13 protein-coding genes are annotated in these 18282 nt (G+C 47.9%); 10 read left to right on the plus strand and 3 right to left on the minus strand.

What is annotated here, in order from left to right; translation table 11 throughout:
- Positions 1–177: 177 nt before the first annotated feature.
- The gene (locus tag EKG38_RS16875; RefSeq protein ID WP_126521392.1) at positions 178–1206 is read left to right on the plus strand and encodes a porin; all 1029 of its coding nucleotides are present in this window, start codon (positions 178–180) and stop codon (positions 1204–1206) included.
- Between the two features lie 352 nt (positions 1207–1558).
- On the opposite strand, the gene EKG38_RS16880 is transcribed toward EKG38_RS16875, so the two are convergent.
- Together EKG38_RS16880 and EKG38_RS16885 are read right to left on the minus strand one after the other, a co-directional pair.
- Positions 1559–2263 (minus strand): thiopurine S-methyltransferase, encoded by a 705-nt coding sequence (locus EKG38_RS16880; protein ID WP_126521393.1) that lies wholly within the window; start codon positions 2261–2263, stop codon positions 1559–1561.
- Positions 2264–2455: 192 nt separating this feature from the next.
- Positions 2456–2800 carry a hypothetical protein gene (locus EKG38_RS16885; RefSeq protein WP_126521394.1) on the minus strand — a complete coding sequence of 115 codons (345 nt, stop codon included), beginning with the start codon at positions 2798–2800 and terminating at the stop codon, positions 2456–2458.
- Between the two features lie 301 nt (positions 2801–3101).
- Between EKG38_RS16885 and EKG38_RS16890 the strand changes: the two genes are divergently transcribed.
- Positions 3102–4937, plus strand: a complete 1836-nt coding sequence (locus tag EKG38_RS16890) for a protein kinase domain-containing protein (protein WP_126521395.1) — start codon at positions 3102–3104, stop codon at positions 4935–4937.
- Here the strand turns inward: EKG38_RS16890 and EKG38_RS16895 are convergent.
- Positions 4927–5493 carry an FxsA family protein gene (locus EKG38_RS16895; RefSeq protein ID WP_126521396.1) on the minus strand — a complete coding sequence of 189 codons (567 nt, stop codon included), beginning with the start codon at positions 5491–5493 and terminating at the stop codon, positions 4927–4929. The two genes, EKG38_RS16890 and EKG38_RS16895, sit on opposite strands and share 11 nt — an antisense overlap.
- Positions 5494–5806: 313 nt before the next feature.
- On the opposite strand from EKG38_RS16895, the gene cutA reads away from it, so the two are divergent.
- The 8 genes from cutA to EKG38_RS16935 all read left to right on the plus strand — a co-directional run bounded on the left by cutA (position 5807) and on the right by EKG38_RS16935 (position 18270).
- The gene (gene cutA / locus EKG38_RS16900; protein ID WP_185826893.1) at positions 5807–6130 is read left to right on the plus strand and encodes a divalent-cation tolerance protein CutA; all 324 of its coding nucleotides are present in this window, start codon (positions 5807–5809) and stop codon (positions 6128–6130) included.
- Positions 6127–7962, plus strand: coding sequence for a protein-disulfide reductase DsbD (locus EKG38_RS16905; protein ID WP_126521398.1), 1836 nt, complete (start codon positions 6127–6129; stop codon positions 7960–7962). The genes cutA and EKG38_RS16905 overlap by 4 nt, the downstream gene beginning before the upstream one ends.
- A gap of 275 nt (positions 7963–8237) precedes the next feature.
- Positions 8238–9863 (plus strand): cation:proton antiporter domain-containing protein, encoded by a 1626-nt coding sequence (locus EKG38_RS16910; protein ID WP_126521399.1) that lies wholly within the window; start codon positions 8238–8240, stop codon positions 9861–9863.
- A gap of 79 nt (positions 9864–9942) precedes the next feature.
- Complete coding sequence (locus EKG38_RS16915; protein ID WP_126521400.1) at positions 9943–10983, plus strand: TolB-like translocation protein; 1041 nt, start codon at positions 9943–9945, stop codon at positions 10981–10983.
- A 49-nt stretch (positions 10984–11032) separates the two neighbouring features.
- Positions 11033–14212, plus strand: coding sequence for a glycoside hydrolase family 2 TIM barrel-domain containing protein (locus EKG38_RS16920; protein ID WP_126521401.1), 3180 nt, complete (start codon positions 11033–11035; stop codon positions 14210–14212).
- Positions 14213–14310: 98 nt separating this feature from the next.
- On the plus strand, positions 14311–15735 hold the full coding sequence (locus EKG38_RS16925) for a solute:sodium symporter family transporter (RefSeq protein WP_126521402.1): 1425 nt from the start codon (positions 14311–14313) through the stop codon (positions 15733–15735).
- A 257-nt stretch (positions 15736–15992) separates the two neighbouring features.
- Positions 15993–17159 (plus strand): galactokinase, encoded by a 1167-nt coding sequence (gene galK, locus EKG38_RS16930; protein WP_126521403.1) that lies wholly within the window; start codon positions 15993–15995, stop codon positions 17157–17159.
- Positions 17160–17235: 76 nt separating this feature from the next.
- Positions 17236–18270: an aldose epimerase family protein gene (locus EKG38_RS16935; RefSeq protein ID WP_126521404.1), complete on the plus strand. Its 1035-nt coding sequence runs from the start codon at positions 17236–17238 to the stop codon at positions 18268–18270.
- Positions 18271–18282 lie beyond the last annotated feature (12 nt).

The following is an 18282-nucleotide window of genomic DNA, read 5'->3' on the forward strand; positions in this document are numbered from 1 at the left end:
CATGCTATGGATGCTAGAGAAGGCAAAAACATGATCTAGCCCACAATTTTATCGAGATAAAACTGTAAAATCCGAGCTCATGATTGTTACAAGAATGGACCCTTGTAGCAAAATTAAAAACCATAAATAACCATTTATAAATGGAGAAGAACTTAGGTTCTTGGGAGCACTCAAAACATGAAAAAAACACTAATCTCTGCAACAGTTGCATCAGTACTGACTATGGCTTCATTTGGCGCGCTAGCCGAAGGCCCTAACTTCTACGGTCGTCTGGATCTGTCTGTGACTAACTCTGACAATGGCCTGACTTCTCGCGAAGGAAAAGAAGGCACTGTTCTAGAGAACAACTTCTCTCACGTAGGCGTTAAAGGTAGCGAGACTATCGCTAACAACATCGACGTGATCTACCAGATGGAATTTCAGGTTGAAAACACCTCTTCTAACAGCGATGTTTTCAAGGCTCGTAACACTTTCCTAGGTCTTAAGACTACTGCAGGTACTGTACTTGTTGGTCGTAACGACTCAGTATTCAAGCAATCTGAAGGTGGCATTGACCTATTCGGTAACTCTAACGCCGATATCGACCGTCTTGTGGGTGCACAATCACGTGTAGCCGATGGTATCTGGTACTACTCTCCAAAGATTGCCGATCTGGTAACGCTTAACGCGACTTACCTGATGACTGATAACGTTCAAGCTGGTGTTGAAAATGCTGATGACCAGTACGCATTAAGCGCGACTATCGGTGATAAGAAGCTTAAGGCTCAAAACTTCTACGTTGCTGGTGCATACAACAAGGGCATCGCCGACATGGATGCTTACCGTGGTGTTGCTCAAGTTAAGGTTGCTGGCTTCAAGCTAGGCGGTCTGTTCCAAAACTCTGAAAGCATCAGCAAGCCTAACCTTGAAGGTAACACTTACTTCGTCAACGTTGCATACAACCTAAACGGCGTTAACCTTAAAGCTGAATACGGTAAAGATGAAGCAGGTCTTGGTCTTTACGCTAAGCGTTCTGGCATCCAGACAGCTGAAACAACTGATGTAAACATCACTACTATCACTGTTGGTGCTGACTACAAGATCGCTAAATCAACTATGGTATATGGCCACTACGCTATGTACGAAGGTGACTATACTGCTTTAGCCGGTAAAGTTGACCTAGAAGATGACAACGTATTCACTGTTGGTGTACGTTACAACTTCTAATTTCGCTTCGCGAATTTAGATAAAAAAAGCGACCCGATGGTCGCTTTTTTTGTGCATCAAACTAAGATGACGCTACTACGTAGCTAGTCGACGCTTCGCTGTAAAAGTGATTAGACGCTCCACTATAAAAGCTAAGACGACGCCCTTCGGGCTATTGGACACTTTGTTATAGAATCTAAGACGACACCCTTCGCGCTAATCGGCGCTCCGCTGTAAAGGCTAAGATGATGCCCTTTGGGCTATGAGATAAGGCTGCTTTTCAGATAAACAGGCGAAGCCGTCAAAGTGAGCTTGCGAGCGTTCTACTAAGTAAATCCATTTACAAGGCCAGTTCGTCGTCCATGACTCTCGCTCATGAGCTAATAGCTGCGCTATATTCGCCCTTCCTTACAAGCCGATAGACAGATTCTGTTAGCCAAGGTACCTCTTTCTTGATAAACCTCGGGTTTTCACTGAGCACATCTTCACAGGCCAATCTTTCGACTTCAAAAAACTCCGCCATATTTGCCATTATCCAATCATTCGATACGGCAAACGGAGGGCCTTTCAAGGCCTCTTGGGGGTAATCTAAGGTAACGAGCAGGCCGATACTTTTTGGCGGAATGAGCGAAGCAAGCTTCTGCACATAATCCAGGCGCATCTCTTCGGGCCAGGCGATGAGTGCGGCCCTGTCATAGAAAGCACCGATGGTTCGATGCTCTTGGCTGGATAAGTCATCCGGAGAAAGAGAAAATAGGTCACCTTGGTAGATACTCACCTGTTCGGTAACGAACTTTTGCAGCCCACCTACCCGGCTCGTTGAATAACTTAAATCATTTTCGGTAAAAAAATGCTCCACGGCTGTCTGATTGAGCTCACAGCCGATCACCTCATGGCCTAACTCGGCGAGAAAACAGATATCCAGAGTCTTACCACAAAGCGGGACAAACACACTGGCATTAGCTAGCTCACTCAGGTTCAGCCGAGGCCAATATTTTACCAGTAACGGATTGACCTCATTTCGATGAAAGCCTATCTGCTGAGTATCCCATTTACTATGCCAAAATCCGGGTTCCATAATTTGTCCTGTTCACCTCAACACACGCATGACTACCGCCAAGCATAAATGTTGGAAATAATAATTTTCCGATACTCTAATGGGAACAAAACGGAGATGCAAAATTTAAGTCTTTAAGACTAAATCTTTAAAGAGAAAATATTCAAACTGAGTTAAGTGCTGCAGCTACTTTTATTTATAAAAATTAGATGTTTATTTTATCGCTAATACTTTCTGTGCCTTTCTCAACCACATACAATTTTCACACTCACAGTTTCTTCTGGAGAGGTGATGTGGAGTCAAGCTGGAATCGATAAAATCTACGGCGATCAACAGCTGTTGTTTGATCTCCTGAACTGATTTTTCCTCAACCGCGACTAACTCGTCGTTGTGATTCATCCAAATACATTCCATCCCCTGATGGCAATATTGACATTGCTCATCACTGGTATTGAAAAAGCCTGCATGAGGACAAAATTTCAACTCCATCGATTGAACGATGCGTTTCCTTGGGTATTCGAGTAACTCTATTAACAGGGCCTTGTCTAACTCTGTCATATGCCCCTCCTCACTTTCAATTATGCCCCTACTAATATCAACTAAGAGGCTTATTTACGTTTATAAAGATATATTAGTTCTATCTAAGAGGTTACCTGTGAAATATTGTAACAGAATTGATATAGGTCAATATCATCACCGAAAATGTTCGATAGGCACCTTTTGATCTAACAAACATGGTGTTGATCAACCCACTGATGAATCGCTTGATAAGATCATAATTAACGATAATAAATGTTGGCTTATTCTCAGCTTATTGATTTAATGAATCCAGTACTCAAGAAAGCGTGTATGACCTAAGATGCCTACAAGCCAACAGCCAACACCACAACTGCAACACTTCTATATATCAGAAGAGCAGTCAATCTATCTGCTTAAAGCCGATGATGCACGCAAACACAGAGCCTGGATACGCCTGTGTAAGCAACAACTGGGTAAGTTAGGCTATAAGGAGTTGGAGCTTGTTGGTAAAGGCGCCTATGGGTTTGTATTTGCCGGCATCGACCCCAAAGGCGAGGCTCATGTTTTTAAATTCTCACGCGTCACTCTGCCACTACACGTTCAGGATAGGCTCGAGGAGGAGGCGTTTATGCTTGCTCAGGTCAAGCATCCGAATGTGCCTCCCGCTATCAAGTTTGCCCATGCCGGTAAACAAGGTATTTTGGTCATGGCAAGGGCGCCGGGTGAGGATCTCGAACAACTCTGCTTGAAACGAGGCGCACTGCCTGTGGCTATGGTCATGAATATCGCCAGGCAACTTGCCAATATACTGCAATACCTGCACCACGGTCGTCCTTTGGTGCATGGCGATATAAAGCCATCCAACTTAGTCTACGACATAAAGACAAATCATCTTTCACTTATTGATTGGGGCTCGGCGGTATTTGCCCAACGAGATGCTCTGGGTAATCCGGTCAATGGAAATGTGATGGATCTTCTCTCAAATGATCAGCAACATACTAACGCCAGAATGGGAGATGTCTATTTTATTGGAGAGGAGCAACTCAATGGCTCCCTCTCCAGTACCCGATTCGATGAGCAGGGTGTCGCAGCAACCTTATATGCCATTGCATCGGGTCAGGCGAGTCGTTTCGGCAGCAAGGTGATAACAGCCACCAGCATAGGTTTACCCGTAGAGCTGGCAAAAACCTTAGATGGCATGCTCAGTGAAAATCCGGTCCAGCGGAATAAAGCAGGGGATTATTTCCTCAAGAGTATGCTTCATAGCCACCGACTTCACCTGCCCGATATAGATGAATCACCGCTGACAGAGGAGATCCCGATTTGGGAGCTCACTCGTGAACGCGATGTAGAGACGGTTATCTATAGCTCTCGAAAATCATTCCTGAAAGAACATAATACGGAAGATCCCATCGAAAAGATGGATGACCTTCAGTTAGAAAAATATTATCGTAACTTCATGGCGGGAATGGGCGATACCGAGAAAGGGTTTATCGCTGCTGTCGGTCGTATCGGTCAATACTCGATTGTAGGCGGTCTGGCAATTCACTGGCGAGAAACCGGCGTTTTTATCGATTCCAATCTGGCCCTGTATCGAACCGAGGAAAAAGCGGCATTGACCTTAGCGGTCAACAATATGGTCACTCTGGCCAGAGGAATAAGAAGAATCGGAGTGTTTAAGGCTTGCTTCTTCAATGCCAGAGATACCTTGCACCTCGAACGTGATGATACCACACAGCCTTTTCTTATCGATCCGGAGCAGCAGTTACCTTTCGAGGTCGGAAGCGTGCCTTCATTAGAGGATAAATCCCGCTTGCACTCTTACTTCGAGGATGGACGAGATCCCGATGAAAACCTTGAGCTTCCTGCAGAGATCATAAATGAACTGGCATGGATCAATAAGATCCATCATACCGGCTGCATCATCTTCGAAGTCCTCCCTAACCATATGAAGATCCACAGTTATCTAAGGTTATTAAACCCCAGAAAACAAGCGGCATTCCGTGCCAGTCTCGATAGAATATTGAGTCACGTGAATAAAATACAGGGGAAAGGGGTCTCGGGATTCATGAAACTCCCCTACAAAAACACCAGAAAGTTCAGCCAGATAGATTGTAAGGAAGAAAAGTTTTATCCAAGGAATCCGAAGAACAAGGTCCTAGGTCCTAGGTCCTAGGATCTTCTTTATCTTCTATCTGATGGCTTTCCGGACGCTTGTCGCTGGGATCATGCTTATGCTCAAAATCACCGTCGAATGTCTCACCGCCTTCAGGGTTTTGACTCTTACTATCATCAAACGGGTGATGACCAAAGGGGCCTTGAGTACCGTTGGTGCCGGGACCAAACCCGGCATGAAAACCACCATTTTTAACGACTCTCATCTGCATTCGCTTGTAAAGAAAGCCGGCAACAGGGATGCGGGTCAAGGGAGTCAGCAGCAATAGTCCAATGGCATCGGTAACAAACCCCGGAATAAGCAACAGCAGGCCGGCAACCGCCAGCATCATCCCCTCGACAATCTCCTGACCGGGTGCTTCGCCTCGTGCAAGCTTTTGCTGCACTTGCATTAGTGTTGTGATCCCTTGGCTACGAACCAAAGAGACGCCGACAATCGCAGTGAAAAATACCAAACCGACGGTGGTCCAGCTCCCGAACGACTCACCGACACGGATCAGTACGTTTAGCTCTATAACCGGAACTAAGATGAAGATAACTAATAGAAAGAAAAACACACTGACCTCACAACGACTAACCAATGAGAAAACTATTTACTCATTAATGAAAACTATTTTACACAATATGAAAACTAAATGGGGCTTAACGGGTCTATTTTCAAGTAAGCAAGCTGAAGTTTAGCCCATATCGTGATTCAGTTTACTTGGATAAGCTCACTATTTTAGCAATGCCTTAATGCAAGCCGATATGAAAAGACGTAAAGTATGCTCCATAAATAACCACGAACTACCTAAACGAATATCTTAGGTTAGTTTATCGACGCAGGCTTAAGCCAGCTTTAATTTATTGAATGAGATGACAGCAGATACAATGCAAGATGATTTTTTGTTAGTGATGACAACTTGCCCCACTAAAGAGTCAGCTACCAAGCTGGCGAAAGCTTTAGTAGAGGCAAAAATTGCCGCTTGTATACAAATTTCCTCCCCTATGACTTCAATCTATCGTTGGGAAGATGAGATCTGTGAAGAGAGTGAGTTTAACCTGCAGATCAAGTGCACGGCACAAAACTATTCAGCCCTAGAGGTGAAGGTCAAGCAACTGCATCCCTACCAAGTCCCTGAACTCATTGCTGTCTCCCTGACTAACGGGTTACCCGCTTATTTTGATTGGATAAAAGAAACTACAACACCATGAAAAAAACACTTACCCTAGCTCTTACATTAGTTTTCTCAACCCTACTTCTGTTATCGCCTTTGGCACACAGTGAAGGCGTTTTCAGCAGCAGTAAGTTCAGCTTCCTCAAAGATGAACCTAAGCTGATGCCTGTCGATGAGGCCTTCGTTTTCGACTTCCAGCAGCAAGGCGAACAGCTGAAAGTAAGCTGGGTCATTGCCGACGGCTACTACATGTACCGTGACAAGCTGAAGTTTGAAGCAGACGGTGCAACATTGGGTGAAATAGCGCTCCCTCGCGGCAAGGCGCACAATGATGAATATTTTGGCGAGCAGGAGGTTTACTACTCATACGTTGAGATCCCCATCGCGATCAGAGAAGCTGTCGAAGGCGGCACTGTGACCGTGACCTTTATGGGCTGTGCCGAAGGTACATTGTGTTATCCGCCAACCAAGAAAACAGCTTTGCTGAGTAAAATTGAAATCAATGATGGCTTACTGAGCAATGAGCTTCCGACAGGTGAAAAACTTGCAAACGCTCAAGTTAATTCTGAAGCCGCCCAAGCTCCTATCACGCAACAAGATAGCCTGAGCAATATGTTATCGGGTGATAGTTTACTCTGGACCTTAGTGATCTTCTTCGGCCTGGGGATTGGCCTCGCACTCACCCCCTGCGTCTTCCCTATGTACCCTATTCTATCCGGGATTATCGTTGGACAAGGGGAAAAGCTCTCTACGGCGAAGGCATTCAGCCTCTCTATGGTCTATGTACAGGGCATGGCGATAACCTACTCAATACTCGGTTTAGTTGTCGCGTCGGCGGGTATGAAATATCAGGCTGCCCTGCAACACCCGGCCGTACTCATAGTATTAGCCATACTCTTCTTCGTATTAAGTTTGTCCATGTTCGGCCTATACGATCTCAAATTACCGTCCAGCTGGCAGGAGAAGATGAACCGCTTCTCCAACAATCAGAAAGGCGGCAATGTTGTTGGCGTCTTCATTATGGGAATTATCTCGGGTCTGGTCGCCTCTCCATGTACAACCGCACCACTTTCCGGAGCCTTGGTATACGTAGCACAAACCGGTGACCTCCTTCAGGGCTTCCTGGCCCTATATGTACTGAGTATGGGTATGGGATTACCGCTACTTATCATAGGTACCTCTGGTGGTAAGTTACTGCCAAGAGCGGGTAGTTGGATGGATGTTATCAAGACGGTCTTTGGCTTCCTGCTGATCGCCGTGTCCATCGTTATGATAGGCAGGATCTGGCCTGATTTTCTCTCCGATCTGCTCTGGTCGATTTGGGGCGTAGCATTGGTCGGATACCTGATGCACCAGAACAAGCTCACCGATTTTAACTGGAAGCAAACGGTTCGTTCTGTTTTGTTGACCCTTATGCTCTTGGGTAGTTTCTCATATGGGCTACAAGCCGTAATGACAAAACTTGGATTTCAGACTCAGACTCAGGTCGCCACCGAACAGGCTCATGGACATAAACGCATCAAGTCTGTCGCCGACCTCAAAGCGGAGGTCGAAGCGGCCTCGGCTCAGGGCAAGCCGGTGATGTTAGATCTCTATGCCGACTGGTGCGTTGCCTGTAAGGAGTTCGAAGCAGTGACCTTTAAGGACCCTGCAGTTCAGGCTCGTTTGGCACAGATTGTATTTCTTCAGGCCGATGTCACCAAGAATGACAGCTTAGATATCGAGCTTCTGGAGAGCTACGATGTACTGGGTCTCCCTACCTTGCTGATGTTTGATGCCGAAGGCGAGCTTCGTAACGATCTACGGGTCACCGGCTTTATGAAGCCCGATGCCTTCGCTGCCCACTTAGATATCTTACTGAAAAAATAAGCTGCAAACTTATACTCCAGCTTAAACTGAAGAGTTAGGCCTTCGATTCAACGGAATCGAAGGCCTTTATTTTATCTGGATAGATTAAATAATCAGACACTCACGATCCCGAATCTAGGTTAAATAATGGTCGCTTTCCCTCCCGCCACAGCGAGTCAGCCCGCTCCCTAGCGTAAATAGTTCAAACTTCAAATCATTTTCTTCTATTTTTAATATAAAGTTAAACAAATTCTTATACAATAAGAGGTAGTTACCCTCATATCATCAGGAGAGACATGGAACCCGCCATCCTTATCACCACCTTAGCTTGCGGTATGTTAGTCAGCCGAGTAGGACTACCGCCTCTTATTGGCTATCTTGTTGCGGGATTTGTACTGTTTCTGTTCGGTATCGATGAATCGAGTCTTCCTCTACTGGAACAGTTGGCTGAGCTCGGCGTCACCTTACTTCTGTTTGCCATCGGCCTGAAATTAGATATCCGAAGTTTATTCAAAGCCGAGGTCTGGGCGGGCTCCAGTCTGCACCTGATGGGCTCCATGTTGTTTTTTATCCCGCTACTCAAGCTACTTGGAATGCTGGGACTGGATCAACTCACCGGGCTCGACCTCAATCAACTGGCCCTGCTGGCCTTTGCACTCAGTTTCTCCAGTACGATTTTTGCCGTCAAAGTGTTGGAAGATAAGGGTGATATGCAATCACTCTACGGCCGGGTCGCGATCGGTATCTTGATCATGCAGGATATCTTTGCGGTGGCTTTCCTGACCATCTCGAAAGGGGATGTCCCCTCAGTCTGGGCCTTCGGGTTATTGCTGCTGCCCTTTGCCAGACCGCTTATCTATCGCGCCTTCGATCGCGTCGGTCACGGCGAACTTCTGGTGTTATTCGGTCTAGTGATGGCACTGGTTCTAGGTGCCTGGCTATTCGAGGCCGTCGGTCTTAAGCCCGATTTAGGGGCGCTGATTATCGGTATTTTATTAGCGGGTCACCCAAAATCATCGGAGCTGGCAAAGTCACTCTTCTATTTCAAAGAGCTCTTCCTTGTTGCCTTCTTCTTAACGGTTGGCCTCAATGGACTGCCGACCCTCTCAGACATAGGTTTAGCCACCCTATTAGTGTTAGTCGTTCCTGTTAAGGTCGCCCTTTTCCTCTACCTGTTAACCCACTTTAAACTGCGCTCCCGTACCTCGCTGATGACCTCGTTTAATCTGGGCAACTACAGTGAATTCGGGTTGATTGTGGCGGCCGTTGCTACAAGTAAAGGATGGCTACCACCACAATGGATGGTCATTTTAGCCGTAGCCTTGAGTATCAGCTTCCTGGTAGCCGCCCCTTTAAATGCAAGCTCCAGCCGCCTCTACCAGAAGCTTCATGGCAGGCTAAAGAAACTGGAGAAACACCCGCTGCATCCAGAGGATAGAGAGATACGCGTAGGCAATCCAAGGTTCCTTATTTTAGGTATGGGTAGAATTGGTAGTGGTGCCTATGATGAACTGAAAGCCAAATTCGACGGTGAGATTTTAGGTATAGAACATAAGCAGGAGCTGGTCGATTATCACAAACAGAATGAACGACACGTGGTTCAGGGCGATGCATCAGATACCGACTTCTGGGAGAAGCTTGAGCATGCCCCGAATCTTGAGCTGGTCTTGCTGGCAATGCCACACCACATAGGTAACCAGTTTGCGGTCGAGCAACTACAGAGATTGAACTACAAAGGTAAACTCTGTGCCATCGTCCAATACAGTGAAGATGCTGAATCCCTTAAAGCGTCTGGTGTTCATTGTGTCTACAACCTCTATGAAGCAGCGGGCGCTGGTTTTGTTGATCATGTGGTTAATGATCTTCTCCCGGACTCCCATGTGGCACGCTCAAACGCCGAAGAGATGAAAAACAAAGGTTAGCCAAAAGCCGATTGTATACATTATCCTAGCAATCTAGTATTGTATTTCCCATCCTACGTAAGATGGGAAGCACAATACTATGATGACCCCTACACCAAACAGTAGTCTTAACCCGTCCCAGTACAAACAACACTGGCGGCTTAGACGCAATAATAAACCAGCTAAGTTGATAAACCTGCTTAGGCTATCACCTCTCCCCCTGCTGGCTTCGATAATCGCTATGCCCTCCTTGGCTGCAGGTTATGATATCAGCCTCCATCCACTAGCATTTAATCATCAAGATCTCAGCTGGAGCATTGGTAGCGGGCGATTACTGACAGATCGCAGTGGCTATGACAATCAACCATCATTTACCTTAGATAGCAGCAGTATCTTGTTTGCCTCTGACAGGGGCGGCCTCCATAACGATATCTACCAGTACCAGTTTATTCGTGATGGAGTAGCAACAGCCGCGATCACTCAACTTACAGATACCCCAAAAGAGAGTGAGTACTCTCCCCAACCCGCAGCCAATGGCATTCGTTACGTCGTCGAACAAGGCGTGCCACACCAGAGTGTTTGGATTGAAAAAGCTGGCTCCCCCCGACAACGCGCCATAAATAGCATGATCCCCAGTGGATATTACACCCATCATTCCTCTCTCGGCACACTAATCTGGGCGCGTTACGCCTATAGCCTCTACTTCGAACCTTTAGGTGCGCAGGCAGATGAACGGCACTTTGTCGTCGCTAATGCCGGTCGTAGTATTCACGCCATTCCAAACGAGAAGGCTTTCAGTTACCTGCATAAACAGCCCGATGGCGACAGGGTGATCAAGCGGTTTGTCCCCATTTCCGGCAGCCACACACCGCTTATCAGTATTGGTAACGGCAGCGAGGATTATGGTTGGAGCAGCAATGGCTGGATCTTCAATATTGAGGCAAACCAGCTCAGAGCCTGGCCTGTCACATCAAAAACAGATCACACAGACCAGACTCTCCAATGGCAAAGCACTCAGTGGCAAAGTGCTCAGTGGCAAGCGGTCACTCAACTTGCTCCCCCGACACCGGCTCACCACAGCGCCTCCCGAATCGCTATCAGCCCCGATAATCGTCATATTGCCATCGTCTGGGCGAGATAATTAATTGCAGATACCGATGATAAATAACAAGAATAGAAAAGGTCATTTAATGTCAAAAGCCATCACCCTTGCCAGCACCCTATTCCTCGGCTTATGCAGCCTCACTTCCCAAGCTGCGGAGCGATGGCAAGATCACTCGGTATTTGAGGTCAACAAAGAGCCTCCACATGCCAGCTTCTTCGCCTATGGCTCAATCCTGAAGGCGAGTGCCGACAATTATCGAAATAGCAAAAATTTCATGGATCTGAATGGAATATGGCAGTTTCATTATGCGCCTAACCCTGCATCTGTCCCTGAAGACTTTGCCAACAGCAACTATGAACCCACGAACTGGGGCAGCATTCAGGTTCCCGGTAACTGGGAGACGCAGGGTTACGGTCATGCCATCTACCTCGATGAGCGCTACCCCTTCACCACCAGCTGGCCCGATGCCCCAGAAGATCATAACCCGACGGGCAGTTATCGACGCGAATTCACCCTGCCCGAAGATTGGCAAGGCAAACAGGTTTTCTTCCATGTGGGCGCCGCAAGATCCTCACTGACTCTATTGGTTAACGGCGCAGAGGTTGGCTACAGCCAAGGGGCTAAGACGCCGGCCGAATTTAATATTACTCAGTACCTCAAGCCGGGAAAAAACCTGCTTTCGATGAAGATCATTCGCTGGAGTGACGCCAGTTATCTTGAAAGTCAGGATATGCTGCGCATGAGCGGCATCGAGCGGGATGTCTACCTCTTTGCCACGCCTCAACAGAGGATCGGCGACATCGATGCAAATTACAGACTCAATAGCAGCTTAGACAAAGTGGAGCTGGCATTAAGCCTCAAGCTAAAAAACCATCAAACTGCAGCCCCTGTCTCGGTAGGCTATCAACTATTTTCACCAGCTGGCGAGCTTGAGGCAAGCGGCAGCCAGCGCCTGATATTGAAGGGGGATAACAGCATCAATTTCGAGGCTAAGCTGGTATCACCCTTGCTATGGAACGCCGAAACACCAAATCGCTACCAGCTCATAGTGAGTATGAAAGATGACTCGGGGCAGTTATTGCAGGCCAGTAGCCAACATATCGGTTTTCGTCACATACAGATCAAGGCGGGGCAATTGTTGGTCAATAAGCGGGCCATCACCATTCGTGGTGTCGACCGCCATGAAACTGACCCACTGACCGGTCATGTCGTCAGCCGCGAGAGCATGGAACAAGATATCCGTTTGATGAAACAAAGCAACATCAATGCCGTTCGCTCCTCTCACTACCCTAACGATCCGTACTGGCTCCATCTGACCGATAAGTACGGCATGTACGTTATCGATGAAGCCAATATCGAATCTCATCCTCTCGCCATCGATGAAAAGACCCAACTCGGTAACGAAATGAGTTGGTATCCGGCCCATCTGGCCCGCATCGAGCGCATGCTTGAACGGGATAAGAACCACCCATCGGTTATCATCTGGTCTCTGGGTAACGAGGCCGGCGAAGGAAAACTGTTTGAACAACTCTATCGGTGGGTTAAACAGCGTGACCCCAGTCGTCCGGTTCAGTATGAACCCGCAGGCATGGCCGCCTATACCGATATCGTCGCCCCTATGTACCCTTCTATTGAGCGAATTGAAACATACGCCAAAGAGCATACCGACCGGCCACTGATCATGATTGAGTATGCCCACGCCATGGGCAACTCGGTTGGCAACCTTCAGGACTACTGGGATGTCATAGAAAAGTACCCGAACCTGCAAGGCGGCTTTATCTGGGACTGGGTGGATCAATCGCTAAAGTTCACCAATGACAAGGGAGAAGAGTATTGGGCATACGGAAAGGATTACCACCCGGATATGCCCACAGACGGTAACTTTCTCAATAACGGTTTAGTCGATCCGGACCGAAATCCGCACCCTCACCTGAGTGAAGTAAAGAAGGTCTATCAAGCCATAGGGTTCGATAATTTCAAGTTCGATGGCACTTTCGATGACAATCTCGATGACAAGAGTGCCAGTATCAGGCTAACCAACAAATATGACTTTCAAAGCACCAGTGGAATGACACTGAGCTGGTCGCTGCAAAAAGATGGCATAGCCGTCGCGAGCGGTCAGGACCCCATGCCTGTGATCGCGGCCGGTGAAGCCAAATCTGTCACTATCAAGCTCACAAGCAAGCTAGCGCTTCCACTCGATAACAGATACGAATACCGGTTACTACTCTCTGTTTCACTGGCAGTCCCCAGACCTTTGCTCCCCGCAGGCCATGAGTTGGCATTTGCTCAATACTTACTGCAGGAAGCCAGCCCGAACCTATCTGTCGTCAGCACGGCAACCAGTTTGGCGGAAGCAGAAACTCGATGGCAACTCAGCCACGGGGATAACCACTATTCAATATCCAAAACTTCCGGCTGGTTAACCGAGATAGAGATTGATGGTGAATCCCGGCTCGAAGCCCCCTTAATGGCCAACTTCTGGCGAGCGCCAACAGATAATGACTTAGGTAACGGCATGCCAGACTGGGGAGGAGTATGGCAAGATGCCGCGGCTCAACTCACCCTCGAGTCCATCGAGCCGTTCGAGGAGCACGGCCTGATTGTGACCCACCAGCATCTCAAATTAGGTTTCACCTTAGTGAGCCAATACCGTGTAAATAAGCGTGGCGAACTCATGGTGAAGACGACCTTTAACCCTGGCAAGGCCAGCCTGCCGGATCTGCCAAAATTTGGCTTTACGACTCGCCTGCCTTTTGATCAGCGTTACCTGAGTTATTACGGACGCGGCCCCGAAGAAACCTATGCAGACAGAGCTTCAGGTAATCCTTTAGGTTGGTACCAACTGCCGATAGAGAAATTATTTCACCGGTATTCACGTCCCCAGGAGACTGGGCAACGAACCCAGATCAGCTATGCAGCAGTCAGAAACAGCGCTGGGACCGGGCTGATGGCCGTAGCGGCAAACCAGATGCAAACCAGCTTATGGCCCTTTAGCCTGAATGATATCGACTTTAGAGCAGGTGATGCACAAGGTTCGGCATCGGGGTTAGTCCCGGTGACCCAAAACCACGGTGGTGAGATCCCGCTCCGTGATTTTGTCACCTGGAATATAGATCTCAAACAGATGGGAGTCGGTGGCGATACCTCATGGGGGCGCCCCGTACATGACAAGTACAGAATTAAGGCCGAGAAGATGAGTTTCGAGTTCAGGCTCGTCCCCGTAACGGCGCAGAGCCAACTACAACAGCTGGCCCGAGAGTAACTCCAATCGGTATAAGTCAGGCTCAATTAAATAACTGAGATTCAGCAGTCTGCCGTCGCTGATTAATAAAAATAAGAGTAGAAAAACAAGGAATCAAGATGGAACAGATAGTTCAGCTCGCCATATTTTTTGGCCTAACGTCAACGGTGGGATTAATCACCTACCTAAAGTGTCGCAATATCAAACGTGATAGCAGCGACAGCAGAGACTACTTCCTTGCCGGCGGAGGCTTAAGCTGGGTCGTAGTTGCCGGCTCCCTGATGATGACGAACATCAGCGCCGAGCAGATTGTCGGGATGAACGGTGCTCAAGCGCTACTCGTCGCCTGGTGGGAGATAGCCGCCGCCGTGGGACTGATAATTCTGGCTAAATGGCTCATCCCTATCTATTACAAGTACAACTGCACCACAACCACGGAACTGCTCGAACGTAAATATAATGACAAGGGCATTCGCGCCATGGTCTCTGTGCTCTTTATGTTGGGCTATGCCTTCATATTACTGCCAGTGGTCCTCTATACCGGTTCGCTGTTTATGAAGTCTATGTTTGGTTTACAGATACCCGTCACGCTACTCGCGATCATCTTCGCCGTTGTCGGGGCCGTTTATGCCATCTTCGGTGGTCTTAGGGCGATCGCGATCTCCGACAGTTTAAATGGAATAGGGCTTATCTTGATGGGCATAGTGGTCTCATTTCTCGCCATGAACGCCGTTAATTGGGATCTTTCCGGCGTCCCTATCGAGCGCATCACGCTTATTGGCGATAATCAGTCTGATATTCCCTGGCATACACTATTAACCGGGATGATCTTCATTCAGATATTCTACTGGGGAACCAACATGGTAATAACCCAGAGAGCGCTGGCAGCAAAGTCGGTAAAGGAAGCACAGAAGGGCCTATATGCCGCGGTTATCATGAAGCTTATCGTTCCTATCATTGTGGTACTGCCCGGTATAGTGGCTTTCAAGCTATATGGCGATGTTGGCGATGTGGCTTATGGCAGATTGGTGGGTGACATTCTGCCGCCTTGGTTATCCGGTGCCTTCGCGGCCGTGATTGCCGGGGCCGTATTGAGCTCATTTAACTCTTGTTTGAACTCGGCCGCCGCACTGTATACCTGCGATATCCATCAAAACTATGTTAACCCCAATGCTGACGTCCGTAAGATAGGGACTCGGGTGGCACTGGTTTTCACTCTGATATCGGTAGTACTTGTGCCCATTTTCGCTAAATCTGAGAGTATTATCTCCTTGCTGCAACAGCTTAACGGCCTCTATTCTATGCCGGTACTGGCCGCATTTATCTGCGCCCTGGTCTTCAAAAATGTACATGCCAATGCCATCAAGCTAGGCCTTATCTTCGGCGTGCTGATCTATGCCATCTTTACCTTCATATGGAGTCCATTCCACTTTATTCATATGATGGCCATTACCCTTGTTGCTACGATTACGGTCACCTTGCTGTTGAGCAAGTTCGTCTTTGCACAGCGAACAGACCCACAATTAGCGGCAGTCGAAAGTTAGCCAAATGTAAAGAGAGCGTTCGATTTGTGTATCGCCCGCTCTAATTTTATTAGATTTTATTATCAAACTCAGAAATTCAACCCTAACCCCTGATACAAACGAAAAAAAATAGATTAACTCTGTAAAAACTGAGTTACAGCCAGAGTTAAGTCGTGATATAACGAAGTATACAGTCTAAAAAATATCGCAACGAGCAAACCTGTCATAAGGAAATAAACAGGTCTCTGGCATTTATATTCATAGAGAAAAATTAAAACATGTCGAACCCCGCACAGCGCGCGAACAAATTATTTGTGCAAACCTTTGGCACTACGGCTGATGACCTTTACCTGGCACCGGGCCGGGTAAACTTGATTGGTGAACACACCGACTATAACGATGGCTTCGTTCTGCCAGCAGCAATCAACTTCCATACCATCGTTGCGGTAAAACGCCGTGAGGATGATATCTACCGCGCCGTTTCCGATGCCTTTCCCGGTGAGATAAAAGAGTGGGCTTTCGGCCAGGAAGGTGTCATGACACCCGAAGATGGCTGGGTCAATTATCTCAAAGGGTTCACAGCGGCAATGGCGGCATCAGGGTTACCCGCAAAGGGGTTAGATATTGCAGTCGTCGGTAACGTTCCTCTTGGCGCCGGCCTCTCATCCTCTGCGGCACTGGAACTCGCATTCGGTACAGCCGTTAATGATTGCAGCCAACTCAGGCTCTCTCCTCTTGCCGTCGCTCAAATGGCGCAACGTGGTGAGAACCAGTATGTGGGATGTGCCTGCGGGATCATGGATCAGATGATCAGTGCCCTGGGTGAACAGGATCACGCCCTACTCATCGATTGTGAAGACTTTGACAGCGAACCCGTTCATATACCCGATAGCCTGATTCTCATCATAGTCAATTCTAATGTTCAACGTGGATTAGTCGATTCCGAGTACAACCTGCGCCGCGAACAATGCGAAGAGGTGGCAAGCCATTTTGGACTGGATTCCCTGAGACACCTTGAACTTTCTCAGCTTGAAGCCGCAAAATCTGAGCTGTCGGATGTGTGTTATCGACGAGCCCGCCATGTGCTTACCGAAAACAGGCGAACTCAGAATGCCTGTCATGCACTGGAAGCCGGAGATATCAGCACATTAAGCGAACTCATGGCTCAATCTCATGCCTCTATGCGAGATGACTTTGAGATCACGGTCCCTCAAATCGATACACTGGTTGAGATAATCTCTGATGTTATCGGCCCCCGTGGCGGCGTAAGAATGACTGGCGGCGGTTTTGGTGGCTGTGTGGTCGCTCTCGTTGACCATGAGCTGACTGACGCTGTGGTCGAAGCCATTGAAGCTGAGTACCCAAAACAGACAGGACTGGAACCCACGGTTTACCTCTGCTCTGCCAGCGATGGGGCCACACGAATCGATAAAGAGGTCTATTAACCTTCTAACACCTTATCGGCTGTTCCCTTGGACAATGGCTGAAATAGATATAACAACAAAGGAAAGGATGCATTTTATGGTACGTTTTCGTCCGCTGGATCCCTGGGATGATCCCCGTGGTGGTCAAATTGAGCGTGTCAGAATAGATAATGGCATCTTAGCCCTCGAAGTATTAAGCCTGGGCGGCATCATCCGCTCTCTGTGGACACCGGACAGAGACGGCGAACGCGGCAACATCGTCCTGGGTTGTGACTCGGCCGAAGATTATCTGGCCCAAGATGCTCATTTAGGCGCGATTGCCGGGCGTTATGCAAACAGAATTGCTAACGGGCAGATCTCATTCGATGATGAGCATTATAATTTAGATAAAAATCAATCAAATAACTGTCTACATGGCGGCCAGGAAGGCTTCAATAGAAAGCTGTGGAACATAGGTCAGCTTCCCGATGGTGTTCGCTTGAGTCTGGTCAGCCCCGATGGTGATATGGGATTCCCCGGTAACTGTAACATTCAGCTAGATTACCGTCTGGTGGCAAATAACCTCTATGTAGAGATCTTTGCAGCCACAGACAAAGCCTGCCCACTCAGCATGACTCAGCATAGCTACTTTAACCTGGAGGGGAGTCGCTCCGACAGCAACGGCAACCACCGTCTGCAAATAGATAGCCCTGAATATCTGGCAACGAACTCAACCGGGATCCCCACCAATGTCATAGCGGGGGCTGACAGTAACTTGGATTTCAGGAAGTCTAAAACTCTGGCGAGCATTCAGGAGGCCGATGAGCTCCAAGAAACAGGAGGATTGGACCACTGTTATCTTATGAAAAATACTGATAAAGAGTTAATTCGTTTCGGTAATCTTAGTGCCCCCGAATCTGGTCGCAACATGACTCTGTATACCAATCAGCCGGGTGTACAGGTCTATGGCGCCAACTTCCTTGAAGGTAACCCGGGCCGAAATAAGCAGACATTAAAGCGTCATCAAGCGGTCTGTATCGAACCTCAACAACTCCCCGATGCACCTAATCAAACAGAGTTACTTGGCGATCCCTGGATAAAACCAAGTCAGGTTTATCATCATATCAGTCGTTATCAATTCGAGACATTTTAAAGAAAAAGAGCC

Origin of the sequence: Shewanella canadensis, assembly GCF_003966225.1 — a bacterium.
GTDB classification, from domain to species: Bacteria; Pseudomonadota; Gammaproteobacteria; order Enterobacterales; family Shewanellaceae; genus Shewanella; species Shewanella canadensis.

What these genes read in the sequence shown, in the direction of transcription:
- EKG38_RS16925 (WP_126521402.1), top strand. Translation starts at nt 14,311, where the DNA reads ATGGAACAGATAGTTCAGCTCGCCATATTTTTTGGCCTAACGTCAACG.
- EKG38_RS16915 (WP_126521400.1), top strand. Translation starts at nt 9,943, where the DNA reads ATGATGACCCCTACACCAAACAGTAGTCTTAACCCGTCCCAGTACAAA.
- galK (WP_126521403.1), top strand. Translation starts at nt 15,993, where the DNA reads ATGTCGAACCCCGCACAGCGCGCGAACAAATTATTTGTGCAAACCTTT.
- cutA (WP_185826893.1), top strand. Translation starts at nt 5,807, where the DNA reads ATGCAAGATGATTTTTTGTTAGTGATGACAACTTGCCCCACTAAAGAG.
- EKG38_RS16875 (WP_126521392.1), top strand. Translation starts at nt 178, where the DNA reads ATGAAAAAAACACTAATCTCTGCAACAGTTGCATCAGTACTGACTATG.
- EKG38_RS16910 (WP_126521399.1), top strand. Translation starts at nt 8,238, where the DNA reads ATGGAACCCGCCATCCTTATCACCACCTTAGCTTGCGGTATGTTAGTC.
- EKG38_RS16890 (WP_126521395.1), top strand. Translation starts at nt 3,102, where the DNA reads ATGCCTACAAGCCAACAGCCAACACCACAACTGCAACACTTCTATATA.
- EKG38_RS16905 (WP_126521398.1), top strand. Translation starts at nt 6,127, where the DNA reads ATGAAAAAAACACTTACCCTAGCTCTTACATTAGTTTTCTCAACCCTA.
- EKG38_RS16880 (WP_126521393.1), bottom strand. Translation starts at nt 2,263, where the DNA reads ATGGAACCCGGATTTTGGCATAGTAAATGGGATACTCAGCAGATAGGC.
- EKG38_RS16935 (WP_126521404.1), top strand. Translation starts at nt 17,236, where the DNA reads ATGGTACGTTTTCGTCCGCTGGATCCCTGGGATGATCCCCGTGGTGGT.
- EKG38_RS16920 (WP_126521401.1), top strand. Translation starts at nt 11,033, where the DNA reads ATGTCAAAAGCCATCACCCTTGCCAGCACCCTATTCCTCGGCTTATGC.
- EKG38_RS16885 (WP_126521394.1), bottom strand. Translation starts at nt 2,800, where the DNA reads ATGACAGAGTTAGACAAGGCCCTGTTAATAGAGTTACTCGAATACCCA.